We start from the raw sequence: 17,221 nt of genomic DNA, 5'->3' as shown, positions 1-17,221 counted from the left end.
GAGAACCACGGTCGTCAGCGGATTTGGGCCAGGCGCAACAACTGGGCGGCGAACTCCGCGTCGGAGACCGGGGTGAGGATCAGGTCGTGTGCGGTGGTGAGCAGGTAGCGGCCGTCCCCGCTGACATCGAGCCAGGTGCGGTGCCGGGTGGGCGGGGACATCGGCTTGTCCGGTTCCACGGTGACGGTGAGGAAACCGCGGCCGTCGGTCGGCTGGCGCAGCATCTTGCGGAATCGCGCGGCGCCGCGGTGTCCGTTGGCGTTCGCGTCGACCTGATTGAGCACCGCGTCCTGGTTTTCGCGCAGCGCGCCCTGGCGGCCCGGTCGATTCGAGCCGATGATCTGCACCAGGCGCTCACCCAGATTGCGCGCATGGCACATCAGCACCGTCACCTTCTCGGGCGTGCCGATCAGGATGGCGGCATGGTGGTGCACGGCGGCCGCGAAGACGAGCACGCGGTCGGCGCCGCGCTCGCCGGAGAGGGTGAGGGTGGTGGCGTCGTTGCGTGCGCAGAGCATCAGCGCCGCGGCCAGATCGGGGTCGGCCTGCCGGGCGAAACGCTGCGGCAGACGCAGTGCGGCGTACTCGGTTTCGGTGCGCACCAGCGAGGCGGGCATCAGGTTGACCGGGTAGGGCCGCCGGTCCAGATTCGTTTCGTTCTCCCAGACGTAGGTGAATTCGTCCGGGGTGAGTACCCATCTCACCGTGTGCCGCTCCCGCCTGTGCAGCGGGGAACACTATCGCCGGTGGCGGGCATGGTGGGGTTGTAGAGATAAGTCATCACGTCGCGAGCCTCGGCCTGCGCCGCCGCGGCGGACAGGTCGTGCTCCATGCGTCTTCGGCCTCCGTGTACGGCTTCCGCCACCGGGTCGGCCAAGGGTAAGTACTCCGGCGGAGGCGGCAGTGCGCCTCGAATAGATTGCGCCGCATCGGCATTCAGCTCCATCAGCCGCTGGACGGTGGCGCAGACCTCCTGCGCGGCCAGGCCCTGGGCGATGAATTCCCGGGTGGCCCGCAGCGCCTGGTCGGCGGAACGTCCGGTCCAGTCCGCGAATTCGCGGCTGGTGGCCGCGGCGAAGTTCTCGAACGCCGTGCCGAGCGCGGTGGCGTTCGACTGCCAGGCGGCGGCCGTCCGGCCGAGCGCGGCCGGGTCCAGCGCCTCGTGCACGTGGTCCCAGATCTCCTGATGGGTGTATCCGCCGAACCGCTCGCGTTCGGGCGCGTAGGCGGGATCGGTTGTGCCATCAGCAGTTTCGGCGTCCGCGGCGAGGGCCTGCTGCCGGACCCGGATCTCGTCGGCGGCCGCCGACATGGCATCCAGCACCATCACCCCCGCGCGACGTCCGTCATCGCGGATCCAGGTAATCGGAGATCAGTTGCAGCGCGGCCTTGTTCGCCGCGTCGGCCTCGGCCAGCCGGTGCCCGGCCGCCAGGTAGGCGGCCTTGAACAGCAGCGCCGTTTCCTGGAACGCGGTGACGGTGTCGAGGAATTCGCGGCCCTTGTTGCCGAAGCCCTTTGTCAGCGCCTGCCCGGAGGGCAGTTGCGGGAAGCCCGTCACCCCCGTGACGAGATCGCCGGTGGCCGTGGCCTTGCGCAGATCCTCGATGAGTTTGTCGCACGCCGCCGCCAGGTTCTGCGCCACCTCCGGCGCCAGCTCGAAGCGGTCGCCGCCGGCCCCGGTTGCCGCCGCATACAATTCCCGCGCCCTGCGCTGCCCGATATCCGGTACCGCCATCTGGGTCGCAACCCCTTCTGCTCGGTCCACCAACGCGCCTGTGCCACAAGCCCAGACAGAAGGCCGACTCTACCGGCCGGTAATACCACCGCTCCCCACTTGCCTACGCCGTACCCCTGTGATGTAGCGCACCCTGGGCTGCCAGCAGATTGCTACACTGGCCGGTGGTCTATGGAGGTCTCGCCAGCGGAAGGCGTTCAGTGCCCGAAATCGAAGAAGTGCTCCCGAAGTACCTGCAGATCTCGGGTTATATCCGCGACCAGATCATGAGCGGCGAACTGGCGCCCGGTGCGGAGGTGCCCTCCGAACGGGAACTGGCCGCCGCCTGGAAGGTCGCGCGGCCGACCGCGTCCAAAGCGCTGAACACGTTGCGGCAGCAAGGATTAGTGATCTCCCAGCGCGGCTCCGGCACCTACGTGGCCGACAGCCGGATCGCGCCGCAGGCCCGCGAGCGCTACGAGCGGGCCCGGCGCTACGGCACCATGTATACCGAGCAGGAATCGGTGACGGTGCTGTCCGCCGAGCTGCTGGACGGCCCCGATCACGTCACCTCCGCGCTGCGAATCGCCAAGGGCAGCAGCGTCATCGCCCGTCGCCGGCTGGTCAGCAACGAATCCGGGCTGAGCGAGTTGGCGACCTCCTGGTTTCCCGGCGCGCTGGCCGAGACCGCCGAGGGGTTGCTGAGCCTGGAACGCCTGCCCGGCGGCACCGCCCAGTACGTCGAATCGGTGACCGGCCGCAAAGTCGCCTACGCTCGCGATCAGGTGAGCGCGCGACTGGCGACCGAGGCCGAGCGCGAACACCTCGCCCTGCCCGAACCCGCTGCGGTGCTGGCCTATCGGCTCACCGTGCACGCGCTGGACAACACGGTGCTGCAGTTCGACGAGGCGGTGTATCCGCAGGAGTGGTGGGCTTTCCAGCAGGAATACTCGATCGGCTCGTAATTTCCGCGGGGCGTAATCCCGAAGGTCGTTGGGCGCCCGGCAAATCAACGTTGACAGCCACCGGCTATGACTGGCATAGTCCACGTCGTCAGATTGGCATAGTCCAGAGGGTGGGAGGCGTGATGTTCGAGCAGTTGTCCATCGGAACCTGGGTCATTGTGGGAGAGCACTGCTCGGTACGCCGGGCACAGGTGCGCCGCGACGAGTACCTGACGTACGTCTTCGAAAGCGGCGGTTCGGAATTCGAGTTCGCCCTGGCCCCGGAGATATTGCGCAAAATGGTCGACCTCGGCAACTCGCCACCGGGCGCCCCGGCTCTTGCCTGAGCCGCGCACGGCCGCACCGCCCGCGGCACCGGCGCGGGCGGGCGGCTGTGACACCCGACGTGCCTGCGGGCTAACCGCCTCCCCCGTGGGTACGTTGACGATGTGCCTGGGGAAGACGATTTCACGCCACCCACCAAATCCGCCGAGACCGCGTTGACCGAATCGACGACCAACGCCGTGGTCACCGCCGAGATGACGGCCGGACCGCCCCCCTGGCTCCTGCGGGCGTTCCTGCTCGCCGCCGCCACCGTCGGCGGGCTCATCGCCGGATTCTGGGTGCTGCAACGGCTCCAAGGTCTGCTCACTGTGCTCATGGTCTCGCTGTTCCTGGCCTTCGCCATCGAACCGGCGGTGAACTGGCTCGCCGCTCGCGGGGTGCGGCGCGGCCCGGCCACCGGCGTCGTATTCCTCGGCTTGGTGCTCGTGGCGGTCGGTTTCGTGTGGACACTGGGCGCACTGCTGGTCGACCAGGTCACCACGCTGGTGCGCAACGCGCCGCAATACGCCGACGAGGCCGTCGACTGGTTCAACAACACCTTCCACCAGGACATCTCCGGCACCGACATCCAGAAATACGCCACCCAGTGGAGCGACAAACTCCAGGGCGTGCTCACCGGCCTGGCCGGAGACGCCTGGGGCATCGGCACGGCCGCGATCGGCGCGCTGTTCCAGGTACTCGGCGTGCTGCTGTTCACCTACTACTTCGCCGCCGACGGACCGCGCTTCCGTAACGCGGTCTGCTCGCTGTTGCCGCCGCGCCGGCAACGACATGTGTTGCGGGCCTGGGACATCGCCGTCGACAAGACCGGCGGCTACATCTACTCCCGAGCCCTGCTCGCGCTGTGCTCCACCCTCGCGCACTATGTCGCACTGCGCGTGCTCGACGTGCCCTCGGCATTCGCGCTCGCGCTGTGGGTGGGCGTGCTCTCGCAGTTCATCCCCACCGTGGGCACCTATCTCGCGGGCGCGCTCCCGGTGATCGTCGCACTGGTGGACAGCCCCGCCACCGCCCTGTGGATCCTCGGCTTCATCCTGCTCTACCAGCAGTTCGAAAACTATGTGCTGCAACCGCGTATCACCGCGACCACGCTCGACATGCACCCCGCCGTCGCCTTCGGCGCGGTCCTGGCGGGCGCCGCGATATTGGGGCCGACCGGTGCGCTACTGGCCATCCCCGTCACAGCCACGGTGCAGGCCTTCGCGGGCGCATACATCCGGCGCTACGAGGTCAAGACCGATATCAAGGACATCCCGCCGGAACCGCCGAAGCGGAAGCCGCGAAAGTGGACCCGGCAGATGACGATTCGGTTCATCGGCCGCCCGGTGCAGTGACTCGCGACGCCCGCGCGTCCGGTGGGCCGAAGCCCACCGGCTCGCGCGCGCTCAGCCGAACAGGCCGCGCACGAACGGGATCGAATCCACCAGGGAGGCGTTCACCGCTCCGCTGTGGTCCTCGTCGTAGGTTCGCAACGTCACCGGCTGGCCGTTGGCCCGCAGCTTCTCCGCGAAGAGCAGCGTCGCGGGCGTGATGACATCGGTGTCGCGCAGGCCCTGACCGAGGAAAAGCGGCTTGTCGTAACCGGTTTCGGGCAGGCCCATGGTCCGGGTGAGCACACCCGGCAGGTCCGGGATCTGCAGCAGCGGACGGGAGAAGAGGTCGCCGAGGATGACGCCGGCCGCGCCGAGTTCGTTGCCGAACGGCTCGATACACGAGGTGCGCGCCCGCTCCAGCCAGTGCCGGCCGGAATCGGTCAGGTAGGACTCGATATTCAGCTCGGGATAGCTGGTGCGCAGGCCGTTGAGGATGTACAGCACGTAGGCGGTGCTGTGCGGACCCAGTTCGACCGGCGGCACGCCGGGTCCCAGCGGCAGCAGAATGTCCTCGATATAGGCCGGCACACCGGTGCCCACCGCGCCGCGGTAATCCAGCTCGCCGCCGCCGAACTCGCTCGCGTAGCGCGCGACGAACACCGCCGCGCCGCCGCCCTGGGACTGGCCGACGGTCACCCACTTCTTCGACAGCGAGTCGTACTGCCTGGTCGCGGCCTTGACCGCGTCGACCACGTTGTGCGCCTCCACGATCCCGTTCAAATAGGGATGCTCGCCCTCGGCGCCCAGCCCCGCGTAGTCGGCGGCGACGATCGCGTATCCCTGCCGCAGCCAGGTCCCCAGGTATGCCCAGTCCCGCTCGACCGCCGACGGCCCGGCGACGCTGTAGGCGCACTCGTCCCCGAGTCCGACGGTGCCATGCGCCCAGGCAATCACCGGCCAGCCGTCGGCGGGCGGCTCGCCCGGCGGGAAATAAACCGCGGCACTCGCGGTGGTGGGCGCGGCACCGGCGGTGGTGGTCCGGTAGAGCAGGCGCGCGCCGTGCACCGAACCGGGCAATGTCGCCGCCGGAGTCAGCGCGGTCACCGACTCGACACTGCCCACCGCCGGGTCCGCACCGGCCGTGGGCAGGGACAACAGGGAGGCGGCCGCGACCAGAGCGGCGGCGCACAGTTTCCGCAACAGTGTCTCCTTAGATCGATCCGAGGCTGCCCAGCGGGCTACTGGACGCCTGCCCGAGATTGCTTCCGGCTCAGTGTGCCCGAGCGCCGGAACCGGAGCGACGCACAGGGTGGCCCGGCCCACAGCACCGACGGTCGTCCCGACCTGTGAATCGACTCACAAGCCCGCACGGCACCCCGCCGAACCTCAGGATCCGGTGAAGATCGCTAACAGTACGAGCGTTACGCTAAAACCGCACGTCAGCGCTACCGGCGGGTAAGTTTGCGGCTTGCAATTACTCCGCAAATTTCACAAAGTTAGCAAAGAGCGTCTGAAACCTAGCTGAGATTCACATTAGCAACAGGTAGACGGCTATTTCCTGATGTGCCATCGTGTGGAAGTACACCCCAAGGGCCTAGCAAGCCTGCAAATTGCTGCTCCAGCAGTTCGAGCTGAATTCACGCTCGACCGTGGGCATCGAACGAACAGAGGAAGTGGAGTCAGAGATGTCGACCACCGGCACCCCGAAGACCGCCGCGGAAATCCAGCAGGACTGGGACACCAATCCCCGTTGGAAGGGCATCACCCGCAACTACACCGCCGAGCAGGTTGTGAAGCTGCAGGGCACCGTCGTCGAGGAGCACACCCTCGCGCGTCGCGGCTCGGAGATCCTGTGGGATCTCGTCAACAACGAGGACTACATCAACTCGCTCGGCGCCCTCACCGGCAACCAGGCCGTGCAGCAGGTGCGCGCCGGCCTGAAGGCCATCTACCTGTCCGGCTGGCAGGTCGCCGGTGACGCGAACCTGTCCGGCCACACCTACCCGGACCAGTCGCTGTACCCGGCCAACTCGGTGCCGAACGTGGTCCGTCGCATCAACAACGCGCTGCTGCGCGCCGACGAGATCGCCAAGGTCGAGGACGACACCTCGGTCGCCAACTGGCTCGCCCCGATCGTCGCCGACGCCGAAGCCGGCTTCGGTGGCGCGCTGAACGCCTACGAGCTGCAGAAGGCCATGATCGCGGCCGGCGCCGCGGGCGTGCACTGGGAAGACCAGCTCGCCTCGGAGAAGAAGTGCGGCCACCTCGGCGGCAAGGTGCTGATCCCGACCCAGCAGCACATCCGCACCCTGACCTCGGCTCGCCTCGCGGCCGACGTCGCCGGTGTCCCGTCGGTCATCATCGCGCGCACCGACGCCGAGGCCGCCACCCTGATCACCTCCGATGTCGACGAGCGCGACCGGGAGTTCCTGGACGGCACCCGTACCGCCGAGGGCTTCTTCGGTGTGAAGAACGGCATCGAGCCCTGCATCGCGCGTGCCAAGGCCTACGCGCCGTACTCCGACCTCATCTGGATGGAGACCGGCGTGCCGGACCTCGAGGTCGCGCGCAAGTTCGCCGAGGCCGTCCGTGGCGAGTTCCCGGACCAGCTGCTGGCCTACAACTGCTCGCCTTCGTTCAACTGGAAGGCGCACCTGGACGACGCGACCATCGCGAAGTTCCAGCGTGAGCTCGGCGCGATGGGCTTCAAGTTCCAGTTCATCACCCTGGCCGGCTTCCACTCGCTGAACTACGGCATGTTCGACCTGGCGCACGGCTACGCCCGCGAGGGCATGACCGCGTTCGTCGACCTGCAGGAGCGCGAGTTCAAGGCCGCCAAGGAGCGTGGCTTCACCGCCGTCAAGCACCAGCGTGAGGTCGGTGCCGGCTACTTCGACACCATCGCCACCACCGTGGACCCGAACACCTCCACCGCGGCCCTGAAGGGCTCGACCGAAGAGGGTCAGTTCCACTGAGTTAGACGGGTTTTCGGGTCAGCACCCGGATACCGAGATCCCCAGTAGGGGTGTACCGCCCTCCCCGCTGAACAGCCCTCGGCGGGGAGGGCATCCCTTTATCTTTGACTTCGATCCCCACAGAGCCAGACCAACCCAGCAGGAGCGGGACGTGAGCAGCGAGAAGATTCAGCGCGTCGGCATCATCGGCGCCGGACAGATGGGTGCCGGAATCGCGGAGGTGTGTGCCCGGGCGCATGTCGACGTGCTCGTCTACGAACAGACCCGGGAACTCGCGGCCGCCGGTCGCGCCCGCATCCTGCGGTCGCTGGACCGTGGCGTGAGCAGCGGCAAGATCACCGAGCGGGAGCGGGAGCAGGCCGCCTGGCGACTGCGCTTCACCTCCGACCTCGGCGATTTCGCCGACCGCCAGCTGGTGGTCGAGGCGGTGCTGGAGAACGAAGAGGTCAAGACCTCGATCTTCGCCGAGCTCGACAAGGTCGTCACCGACCCGAACGCGGTGCTGGCCTCCAACACCTCCTCCATCCCGATCATGAAGATCGCCGTCGCCACCGCGAACCCCGAGCGCGTGGTCGGCATGCACTTCTTCAACCCGGTGCCGGTGCTGCCGCTGGTCGAGCTGGTCACCACGCTGAAGACCAGCGAGTCGGTGTCCAAGCGCGCCGAGCAGTTCGCCGCCGAGGTCCTCGGCAAGCAGGTCGTGCGCTCGGCCGACCGTTCCGGCTTCGTGGTCAACGCGCTGCTGGTCCCCTACCTGCTCTCCGCCATTCGCATGGTGGAGTCCGGTTTCGCCACCAAGGACGACGTCGACAAGGCCATGGTGCTGGGCTGTGCCCACCCGATGGGCCCGCTCGCGCTGACCGACCTCGTGGGTCTGGACACCGTCAAGTCGATCGCCGATTCGATGTACCAGGAATTCAAGGAGCCGCTGTACTCCGCGCCGCCGCTGCTGATGCGTATGGTCGAAGCCGGGCTGTTGGGCAAGAAGACCGGCGCCGGTTTCTACCAGTACAACCGCTCCTGATTTTTTCCTGAAGGGCCGTACCGTGATTGCCGACGCGACCACGACGGAGCGAGTCTTACGAGCGACCGTTCGCGGCCCGTCTCGCATCCGAGCAGCCGAAGCGCATCCGCCGCAGGCGGGAGTCTCGGCTGCTCGGATGCGAGACAGCAATGGGCCGCGAACACGCGGCGCCGGAGGCGCCGCCAATCAGACACAGGAGCGCTCATGGTGAACGTGACCGACGGCTACGGATCCAGCATTCTCGGCTACCCGAGGATCGGCTCGCACCGGGAACTCAAACGGGCACTCGAGGCCTACTGGCGCGGTGCGATCCCGCGCGAGGAGCTCCTCGAGGTCGGCCGTGAGATCCAGGAGAGCCAGTTCAGTGAGCTGGCCGCCACCGGCCTGACCCAGGTGCCCGGCAATACCTTCTCCTTCTACGACCACATCCTCGACAACGCGCTCATGTTCGGCGCGGTCCCGCAGCGCTTCCGCGCGTACCAGGATGTGATGGATCCGCTGGACTTCTACTTCCTGATGGCGCGGGGCCGGCCGGATCTGCCGCCGCTGGAACTGGTCCGGTTCATCAACACCAACTATCACTACCGGCAGCCCGAGCTGGACCCGGATACCGCGTTCTCGCTGCACGCCGAGGCCCTGCTGGACGAGTTCGACCGGGCCAAGGCCAAGGACATCGAGCTGCGGCCGGTCATGCTGGGCCCGGTGTCGCTGCTGCTGCTGTCCAAAGCGGGCCATGTGCCCGGCGAGGCGGAATTCGACACGCTGAGCCTGCTGGACAAGCTGCTGCCGGTGTATGAGGAGCTGTTCGAGATCCTCGCCAAGCGCGGCGCGACCTGCGTGCAGTTGGACGAGCCGTCGTTCACCAGCGAGCGCAGCGCGGCCGAGCTGGCCGCCTTCGAGCGGGCCTACGAGCGACTATCCAAGGCACCGCTGCGTCCGCGCATGCTGGTCACCGGCCAGTACGGCGATTTCGGTGCGGCGCTGCGGATTCTGGCGCAGACCCACGTCGAGGCGATCGGCCTGGATCTGGCCAGCTACCGGATCCAGCCCGAGGAGCTGGCCGCGATCCCCGGTATTCGCCGCAAGCGGTTGTACGCGGGTGTGATCAGCGGCAAGAACGTGTGGCGGGCCGACCGCTACGTGACGCTGGAGTACCTGAACGCACTGGCTCAGGTGTGCCCGGATCTGGTGGTCTCCACCGGTACCACCCTGCTGCACGTGCCCTACGACCTGCTCGTCGAATACGACATCGAGGGCAATGTCGCCGACCGGCTGGCGTTCGCGAAACAAAAAGTGGGCGAAGTGGTTTCGCTCGCCAAGGCGCTCACCGAGGGCCCCTCGGACAAGTGGCGCAAGCGGCCGACCGAGGTGCACTTCAAGCAGAAACACGCTGTGCGGCAACGGGTTTACGCGGTCACCCCGGATATGCGGGAGCGCGAGCCGTACGAGGTGCGCCGGGAAGCGCAGCAGGCCAAGTTGAATCTGCCGCCGGTGCCCGCGACCACTCTGGGTTCCTTCCCGCAGACCAACCGGATCCGCCAGGCTCGTTACGAATTGAGCGAGGGCCGGTTGTCCTACGAGGACTACCGCAAGCAGATCGAGGCCGAGATCGAGGCGACCATCCGGTTGCAGGAGGACATCGGCCTGGACGTGCTGGTGCACGGCGAGCACGAACGCAACGACATGATCCAGTACTTCGCCGAGCTGCTCGACGGCTTCGCGACCACCCACTTCGGCTGGGTGCAGGTGTACGGATCCCGTTGTGTGCGACCGCCGATCATCTACGGCGACGTCTCCCGGCCCGCGCCGATGTCGGTGGACTGGATCACCTACGCCCAGTCGCTGACCGACAAGCCGGTCAAGGGCATGGTCACCGGCCCCGTCACCATGGTGGCGCGCTCGTTCGTGCGTCAAGACCAGCCGCTGTACGAGACCGCCGACCAGGTCGCGCTGGCCATCCGCGATGAGGTGGTGGATCTGGAACGGGCCGGCATCTCGATCATCCAGGTCGACGAGCCCGCGATCCGCGAGTTGCTGCCGTTGCGCCCGGAAGGACGGGCGGAGTTCCTGCGGTGGGCGGTCGGCGCGTTCCGGCTGGCGACCTCGGGCGTCCGGCCGGAGACCCAGATCCACACGCACATCTCCTATTCCGGCCGCACCGAAGTGGTCGAGGCGATCGAGGAACTCGACTGCGATGTCACCGCGATCGTCGCGACCCGCTCCATCGAATGGGTGCTGAAGGCGCTCACCGAGGACTGCGCCTCGGGCCATGGCCTGAGCCACGGCGTCGGCCCCGGTGTGTACGAGAGCCGCTCTGCGCGCATACCGGATATCGACGAGTTGGATGAGCTGCTCACGGCGGCGGCGAAAGCCGTGACGCCGGAACGTCTCTGGGCGAATCCGGACGGTGGCCTGAAGACCCGCCACTACTGGCAGCTGGAACCGTCGCTGCGGAACATGGTCGCGGCCGCGCGCCGTGTGCGCCGCAGGGCACTGGCCGCGGAGAAGTAAGTACCCGGCACGAAGGCCGCCTGCCCCGAATGGGCAAGGCGGCCTTCGTGTTACCGGTCGCGGGTGGGATCGGCCGGTCAGGCCGGCGGGTGTACCTGCCGCCAGTGGTTGGCGATGTCGATCCGCCGGGTGATCCAGACTTTGTCGTGGGACTGGATGTGGTCGAGGAAGCGCTCCAGGGAAGCCAGGCGGGCGGGTCGGCCGACGATGCGGCAGTGCAGGCCCACCGAGAGCATCTTCGGAGCACCTTCGACGCCTTCGCGGTACAGGACGTCGAAGGCGTCGCGGAGGTGGGCGAAAAACTGTTCGCCCGTGGGGAATCCGGCCGGGGAGGCGAAGCGCATGTCGTTGGTGTCGAGGGTGTACGGGACGACCAGGTGGTCCTGGTCCTGCACCTGCACCCAGTACGGGAGGTCGTCGGCGTAGGAGTCCGAGTCGTAGACGAAGCCGCCGTGCTCGACCACCAGCTCCCGGGTGCGCGGCGAGTCGCGGCCGGTGTACCAGCCGAGCGGTGCCGCGCCGGTCAGCTCCGTGAGGATGCGCACGGCTTCGGCAAGGTGGGCGCGCTCGGTGTCCGCATCGGTCAGCTGGTAGGACTTCCAGCGCAAGCCGTGCGCGGCGATTTCGTGCCCGAGTTCCTGAAAAGCCGCTACCGCCTCGGGATTTCGCTGCATAGCGCGGGCCACCGCGAAGATGGTCAGCGGCAGGTCGTGGCGCTCGAACAGGCGCAGCACGCGCCACAGACCGGCACGCGAGCCGTACTCGTAGAGCGATTCCATGCTCATGTGGCGATTCGGGAAGGCCTGGGCCGGAGTCATTTCCGAGAGAAAGGTCTCCGAGTGCTCGTCGCCGTCGAGGACGTTGTTCTCGCCGCCCTCCTCGTAGTTCAGGACGAATTGCACGGCGATGCGGGCGGCACCGGGCCACCGGGGGTCCGGCGGGTTCTTGCCGTAGCCGATGAAATTCCGGGGCGGGCCGGATAGGTGATCGCTCATGCGCCGAGTTCCCCGTACAGGCGCAGCCGGGCGAGACCGCCGTCGGGATAGACGTCGAGGCGGACCTCGGCGACCGACGCCGCGATCGGCGCGATCGGGAAGCGGTGCCGGGTGTCGGGCTGCAGATCCGTACGCGGCAGCAACTCCACCTCGGTGCCGTCGGAGGTGGTACCCGTGAGCTTTGCCGCGCCGGGGCTGTTGCCGAGGAAATAGGAGGTGTCGATCTCCGCGAGCCGGATCAGCCCCGGACCCGCCAAACGGATTCGCACCCAATCGTTTCCGTCGTCGCGACGGCGGGCGGTTTCCCAGCCGTCGCCCATCTCCCGGGCCAGGCCGGGATAGAGCATCTGGTTCGGTGCGCTGTAGAAGCGGTTCGAGCAGTCCAGAACCAGGGCGCCGTTTTCCAGCGCGGCCAGATCGACCGGGCCGAGGCCGAACAACTTCTGGTCGGGTCTGCCCTCGCCGTGCACCCGGAGCCGGGCGACGCCACCGTCCGGATGCATGGTGAGTTTGACGTGGGTCCAACGGCTTTCGCTGTCGACGCGGAAGGGGTTACGGCTGTCACCCGCCACCGGCGCGTGCTCGATCAGGGTGACCCAATCGTCGCGCCCGGCGATCTCCTCGGCGGACGGATAGCCCTCGATCGCCAAGGCGGACAACGAGATCGCGGGCGGATAGTTCCCCTTGAACCAGGCGGTGTCGACGACCACGCCGCGGATCACACCGGGTACGCCGAGCCGGACGACGGCGCTGTCGTCACCGGGTTTGCCGCGGTGCCTGCGGGTTTCCCAGCCGTCGTAGACCTGTCCCTTGTGACCGAAGGTCGAGGGCCGGTAGTCGGCGGGTCCGGGCTTGATCAAATTCTCCTTCTCGGCGAAGAATTCGTCATCGGCCCAGATCACCGAGCCGCCGAGCGGCCGGACCGCGAGATCCGGTAGGAGGGTGAAGTCGGATAGTTCGCTCATCGTGCCTTCCGGGTGGAATCAGGACAGGGGCCGGCGGGCGACCAGCGCGCGCAGCACCTCCGGCGTCAGCTGCGCGGGCAGTTCGCCCGCGGTGCGGGCGCCGCAGCTCAGGCCGCGTAACACGGTGGCCGCCAAGGCTTCCGCGGTGGCCGGTTCGTCCATGACGCCGCCGGAGCGGCGGTCCAGGTAGGCCTCCAGCCGGGGCACGGCCACGTCGATGGCCTTGCGGAAGAAGTCGTAGGTGGCCAGCCAGCGAGTGACCAGGTGCGCCGGGTGCATGTCCCAGCCCTGGTAGTAGCCGCGGGTCAGGGCCCGCCCGACCAGCCGATGATGGTTGCGGAGGGCGAATTCCGGATCGCCGTCCGGCACGATCTGGGTGGAACCGTCACACACCCACACACCGGTTTGCGCCGCCGCGACCTGCATCACCGACTTGGCGAAATCGGCGGCCGGGTGGTCGAGGGCCTGATCGGTGGCCGCGACGCCGCAGGCAGCGGTGTAGTCGTAGGTACCGAAATGCAGTCCGCTGCACCGGTGGCCGGAGGCGGCGATCATCTTGGCGATCGGAGCGGTGCCGTCGGCGGCGATGATCGCCTGCGGGCTCTCGATCTGCAGTTCGAACCGCAGCGTGCCCTCGGCCAGGCCGGAGCCCCGTTCGATGCCCTCGCACATGGCCGCCAGCGCGGCCGCCTGCCCGGCGGACCGGATCTTGGGCACCGTGAACACGAATCCGTCGGGCACCCCGCCCATGCCGTCCAGCACCAACTCCAGGGTGCGCAGCGCGCGACGGCGCTCATTACCCGCGAGACCCTTCATCCGCAGACCGAAACTGCCGGGCCCGCCGAGGTCCGCACCCGCCTCGGCGGCCGCCGACCCCCAAGCCGCCAGGACCGCGCCGGCGTTGGCGGCCGCCGCGTCCTCCTCGGCGTCGCTGCGGAATCCGTAGCCGTCCTCGAAATCGATCCGCATGTCCTGGATCGGTTCCCGCTCCAGCCGGGCCCGCACGGCGTCCAGGGAGTCGGTGGTGTCGAGCTCGGACAGCAATGCCCGCTGGCTATCGAGCAACTCGACAGCAGCCGCACCCCATTCCTTCGGTGTCTCGACGGTCACCCGATCAGCACCGACATAAGCGGTATGAATCGGCTGATCACGGCTATCCGGACCGGGGTAATGGGCATGCAGTTCGGCGTCGACGGAATCGAGCATCGACTCGATCCTGGCCCGGACATTTTCCGGCAACCGTGTGGACGTCACCCTTGCTCTCCTTCTCGCATTGCGCGCCGGATCCGGGTCGCCGTCAGCGGCGACCCGTCCGGCCGTACCCCGCAAGCATTCCGGATGGCGTTCCCCGGCGCGGGGGCGACCCATCCGATGCCAGGTGTGCGGCTGCGCTCAGCACTGCATCAACACGCCGCCGCCCGCACCGAGGACCGCCAAGGTGGCAGCGGTGGCGAGCACCGGTGCGGGGCGGCGCAGGATCGGACCAGATTTCCGCAGCGGCCGCCGTCGCGCCGTTGGCGTGTCCTTGCCTGGTCGCCGTCCAGTCCCCAGCATGTTCATGCCCGGCCGCTGTCCAGTCCCCGATATGTTCATGTCCAGCCGCTGTCCAGTTCCCGATATGTCCGTGCCCGGTCGCGGTCCGGCCGTCGGCATATCCTTGCCGGTCTTTCGAGCGAACCGGCGGCGGACGAGCGCGATCGTGGTGACGATCAGTGTCGCTATCAGCATTTCCGAGCTCCTTACGCGGTAGCGGCGACCGGGCGGGCGGCGCGGCGCGGACCGCCGACGATTCCGTGCTGGATCAGGCTCTCCGCGGTATCGAGCACCGATTCCCGGGGCGGGCGCATGGTCCAGCCGAGTTCGCGCCGCGCCTTCTCCGAGCTGAGCAGTTCCGCTACGCCCAGCGTCGGCAGCGTCAGGCGGACACCCTTGTCGAACACGGCGACGGCGCGCACGAGGAGATCCGGCAGCGCTCGGGTGGGGACGCGGTAGCCGCGCGGGCCGAATTCGGCCGCGAGCATGCGCCCCATATCGCGCATCCAGACATGTTCGCCCGCCGCCACATAGCGGTTGCCCGCCGCTTCGGGCACCTCCATGGCCAGCCGGTGCAGCACGGCCAGGTCACGCACGTCGACCACGGACCACCCGACTCGTGGCGCACCCGGGACCGCGCCGGAAAGCAGGCGGCGCACCGGTTCGTGCGAGGTGCTGGTGTTCGCGGACTGCACCGGACCCAGCACCATGCCCGGGTTCACCACGACGAGGTCGAAGCGCTGATCGGCGGGCAGGGCGGCGGCGAAGTCCCAGGCCGCGCGTTCGGCGAGGGTCTTGCTCTTCTGATACGAAGCGCACTTCGCCACGATCGACCAGTCCGCCTCGGTGCGCACCACGCCGTGGTCGGCGTGGCCGTGCGCGATGGCCGCGATCGACGAGGTGAGCACCACCCGGCGCACGGTTCCGCTCGCGGCTGCCGCGCGCAGCACCCGCAACGTGCCGTCCACCGCGGTGGTGATCAGTTCTTGTTCGTCCTCCGGCGGCGCGGCGGGGAACGGCGAGGCGACGTGCAGGACGGTCGCGCAGCCGGCCACCGCGGCGGCCCAGCCGGAATCCCGGTCCAGGTCGGCGGCGACGAATTCCAGCTCGCCGCCGATCCGCGCGGCGGCCTCGACCAGATGTGCCCGCTTGGCCGTCGCGGCCAGGTCGCGCACCGTCGCCCGGACCGCGTATCCGTGTTCCAGCAATTCGGTGATGACGTGGCCGGCCACGAAACCGGTTGCGCCGGTGACCAATACCTGTGTGCCCATGATGTCCCATCCATTCCGGCGGGCTCCATCTGAGCGCCGCTTAGATAATTTAAGCACTGTTCAGATTGGACGTCCAGTGGTCGTCGCCTACGCTCGGAGGGTGACGCGGACCAGCTACCACCACGGCGCCCTGCGCGACGCGCTGATGGACGCCTGCCTGCGCCTGATCGAGACCGAGGGCATCGCGGCGGTGAGCCTGCGCCGGGTGGCCCGGGAGGCGGGCGTCAGTACCGGCGCGCCCTATCACCATTTCGCCGATCGGGCCGGCCTGCTCGCGGCCTTGTCCGCCAACGGCTTTCAGCGACTCGGCACCGAACTCGCCGCCGCCCGAGCCGCGGCCGAGTCGCCGCTCGCGGCACTGACCGCCCTCGCCGAGGCTTATGTGCGGTTCGCCCGCGAGCAGCCCGCCTATTTCCGGCTGATGTTCCGCCCGGAGTTGTCCCAGCCCGAGAAGCACCCCGACGCCACGGTCGCGGGCGAGGCCGCCTTCGATGTCCTGGCCGCGACGATCGGCGACTGCGTGGCCTCGGGTCTGATCGCCGCGGAGCGGGCGGACACCGTGTCCGTCGCCTGGTGGGGCATCGCGCACGGGCTGGCCTCGCTGTGGTTGGACGGTCAGCTGGAGAAGCGAGCCGGGCTGCTGGGCACCACCGCGCCGGAGCTGGTGCAGAACATCATTCAAGCGTGCACCGGATTGGTCCGCGACACCGCGAAATAGCCGCTCACGCCGTCCAGGCGGGTCCCGGGTCGGGGGCGTCGGCGCGCGCGACCGTGGCATGGATGAGGCCGTAGGGCCGATCGGCCGCGTGGTAGACCTCGCCCCGGTTCTCGATACCGAAACGGCCCAGGTCGTAGTCGAAGTGATGTTTGTTGGGCGCGGCCAGACGCACCTCGGCCAGACACGGGTATGCCTCCAGCGCGGCCTTGCCCATCTCGAACAGCGTCTGCTGCAACGCTTTCGAGTGCCGCGTGGCGAAGACTTCGATCATGCGCTGCCGGATCCCGGCGTACGCGGCATCCCAGTCGATCCCCCGCACCGTCGCGAAACGCCATTGCGCGTCGAGCGAAGTCGCGAGCATGCGATCGGCGGTGGGCTCCAGGACGGTGAACTCGTCGACCAGGAAATCCGCGAACTCCGAACCGGTCGACTTCAACAGCACCAGATCCTTGACACCGCCGATGACCCAGTCCCGCTGTCCGGCATCCTTGCCCGCCACCGTGATCGTGGCGGTGCGCACCTCCGGCCCCTGCCGGGTCCAAGCATGGTCGTGCGGCCCGCCGTTCACCGAAACACGTTGCCAGGCATACTCTTCGATCTCGATGCGGGCGCTGTGCACCGGGTCCGTCCGGTCCACGAAGTGCCGGGCCAAGGCCAGCCCGTAATCCTCGATCGGCTGCGGCCCGGCGATTTTGGCGTAGGCGTAGGCGGTCTGCTTCTGGGTATCGGTGGGCAGCACCTTCGTCTGGTCGCCGACGGTGTAGGCGGCGGCGAAGTCACCACGCAGCACCGTGGAGACGTTCACGTCGCGGATCTCGTGGCGGGCGCTGTCCCGGTACACCCGGACGACGCGATTCTCGGCCTTGCCGTATCGGTTGTCGGACAGCGTGATCGGTCCGGTCAGTTCCATGG

The 17,221-nt window shown here is 68.2% G+C and carries 17 protein-coding genes; 7 read left to right on the top strand and 10 right to left on the bottom strand.

The genetic code is table 11. The features are described from left to right. Positions 1-14: 14 nt before the first annotated feature. Genes BJ987_RS08180 through BJ987_RS08170 form a run of 3 tightly spaced genes read right to left on the bottom strand, consistent with a single transcriptional unit; the run spans position 15 to position 1,736 of the window. Positions 15-704 (bottom strand): ESX secretion-associated protein EspG, encoded by a 690-nt coding sequence (locus tag BJ987_RS08180; RefSeq protein WP_209886359.1) that lies wholly within the window; start codon positions 702-704, stop codon positions 15-17. Further along, a complete protein-coding gene (locus tag BJ987_RS08175) occupies positions 701-1,327 on the bottom strand; it encodes a hypothetical protein (protein ID WP_245366680.1) in 627 nt (208 codons plus the stop codon). The genes BJ987_RS08180 and BJ987_RS08175 overlap by 4 nt, the downstream gene beginning before the upstream one ends. A 19-nt stretch (positions 1,328-1,346) precedes the next feature. After that, positions 1,347-1,736 carry a hypothetical protein gene (locus tag BJ987_RS08170; RefSeq protein WP_209886357.1) on the bottom strand — a complete coding sequence of 130 codons (390 nt, stop codon included), beginning with the start codon at positions 1,734-1,736 and terminating at the stop codon, positions 1,347-1,349. 200 nt (positions 1,737-1,936) lie between these two features. Here BJ987_RS08170 and BJ987_RS08165 point away from each other — a divergent pair, with 200 nt between their 5' ends. The 3 genes from BJ987_RS08165 to BJ987_RS08155 all read left to right on the top strand — a co-directional run bounded on the left by BJ987_RS08165 (position 1,937) and on the right by BJ987_RS08155 (position 4,338). Continuing rightward, on the top strand, positions 1,937-2,680 hold the full coding sequence (locus BJ987_RS08165; protein ID WP_209886354.1) for a GntR family transcriptional regulator: 744 nt from the start codon (positions 1,937-1,939) through the stop codon (positions 2,678-2,680). 122 nt (positions 2,681-2,802) lie between these two features. Beyond that, positions 2,803-3,006 carry a hypothetical protein gene (locus tag BJ987_RS08160; RefSeq protein WP_209886351.1) on the top strand — a complete coding sequence of 68 codons (204 nt, stop codon included), beginning with the start codon at positions 2,803-2,805 and terminating at the stop codon, positions 3,004-3,006. Between the two features lie 102 nt (positions 3,007-3,108). Next, positions 3,109-4,338, top strand: a complete 1,230-nt coding sequence (locus tag BJ987_RS08155; protein ID WP_307869541.1) for an AI-2E family transporter — start codon at positions 3,109-3,111, stop codon at positions 4,336-4,338. A gap of 51 nt (positions 4,339-4,389) precedes the next feature. Here the strand turns inward: BJ987_RS08155 and BJ987_RS08150 are convergent, their stop codons facing one another. Then, the gene (locus BJ987_RS08150; RefSeq protein WP_209886348.1) at positions 4,390-5,517 is read right to left on the bottom strand and encodes a lipase family protein; all 1,128 of its coding nucleotides are present in this window, start codon (positions 5,515-5,517) and stop codon (positions 4,390-4,392) included. A gap of 485 nt (positions 5,518-6,002) precedes the next feature. On the opposite strand from BJ987_RS08150, the gene aceA reads away from it, so the two are divergent. The 3 genes from aceA (at position 6,003) to metE (ending at position 10,827) form a co-directional block, all read left to right on the top strand. Beyond that, positions 6,003-7,292 (top strand): isocitrate lyase, encoded by a 1,290-nt coding sequence (gene aceA / locus BJ987_RS08145; protein WP_209886345.1) that lies wholly within the window; start codon positions 6,003-6,005, stop codon positions 7,290-7,292. A gap of 151 nt (positions 7,293-7,443) precedes the next feature. After that, positions 7,444-8,316 (top strand): 3-hydroxybutyryl-CoA dehydrogenase, encoded by an 873-nt coding sequence (locus BJ987_RS08140; protein ID WP_209886341.1) that lies wholly within the window; start codon positions 7,444-7,446, stop codon positions 8,314-8,316. A 204-nt stretch (positions 8,317-8,520) separates the two neighbouring features. Further along, a complete protein-coding gene (gene metE, locus BJ987_RS08135) occupies positions 8,521-10,827 on the top strand; it encodes a 5-methyltetrahydropteroyltriglutamate--homocysteine S-methyltransferase (protein ID WP_209886338.1) in 2,307 nt (768 codons plus the stop codon). A gap of 77 nt (positions 10,828-10,904) precedes the next feature. On the opposite strand, the gene puuE is transcribed toward metE, so the two are convergent. The 5 genes from puuE to BJ987_RS08110 all read right to left on the bottom strand — a co-directional run bounded on the left by puuE (position 10,905) and on the right by BJ987_RS08110 (position 15,591). Continuing rightward, complete coding sequence (puuE, locus tag BJ987_RS08130) at positions 10,905-11,822, bottom strand: allantoinase PuuE (protein WP_209886335.1); 918 nt, start codon at positions 11,820-11,822, stop codon at positions 10,905-10,907. After that, the gene (alc, locus tag BJ987_RS08125; protein ID WP_209886332.1) at positions 11,819-12,787 is read right to left on the bottom strand and encodes an allantoicase; all 969 of its coding nucleotides are present in this window, start codon (positions 12,785-12,787) and stop codon (positions 11,819-11,821) included. Before alc ends, puuE begins: the two co-directional genes overlap by 4 nt. Positions 12,788-12,805: 18 nt before the next feature. Beyond that, positions 12,806-14,041: a DUF6986 family protein gene (locus tag BJ987_RS08120; RefSeq protein ID WP_443677953.1), complete on the bottom strand. Its 1,236-nt coding sequence runs from the start codon at positions 14,039-14,041 to the stop codon at positions 12,806-12,808. A 138-nt stretch (positions 14,042-14,179) separates the two neighbouring features. Further along, positions 14,180-14,515, bottom strand: coding sequence for a hypothetical protein (locus BJ987_RS08115; protein WP_209886329.1), 336 nt, complete (start codon positions 14,513-14,515; stop codon positions 14,180-14,182). Between the two features lie 11 nt (positions 14,516-14,526). Then, a complete protein-coding gene (locus tag BJ987_RS08110) occupies positions 14,527-15,591 on the bottom strand; it encodes an SDR family oxidoreductase (RefSeq protein WP_209886326.1) in 1,065 nt (354 codons plus the stop codon). 100 nt (positions 15,592-15,691) lie between these two features. On the opposite strand from BJ987_RS08110, the gene BJ987_RS08105 reads away from it, so the two are divergent. Further along, positions 15,692-16,309 carry a TetR/AcrR family transcriptional regulator gene (locus BJ987_RS08105; RefSeq protein ID WP_209886323.1) on the top strand — a complete coding sequence of 206 codons (618 nt, stop codon included), beginning with the start codon at positions 15,692-15,694 and terminating at the stop codon, positions 16,307-16,309. Positions 16,310-16,313: 4 nt separating this feature from the next. Here the strand turns inward: BJ987_RS08105 and pucL are convergent, their stop codons facing one another. Next, positions 16,314-17,219, bottom strand: coding sequence for a factor-independent urate hydroxylase (gene pucL / locus BJ987_RS08100; protein WP_209886320.1), 906 nt, complete (start codon positions 17,217-17,219; stop codon positions 16,314-16,316). Positions 17,220-17,221 lie beyond the last annotated feature (2 nt).

The organism is Nocardia goodfellowii, assembly GCF_017875645.1.
GTDB classification, from domain to species: Bacteria; Actinomycetota; Actinomycetes; order Mycobacteriales; family Mycobacteriaceae; genus Nocardia; species Nocardia goodfellowii.
This window is presented reverse-complemented; position numbering and strand designations above follow the sequence as displayed.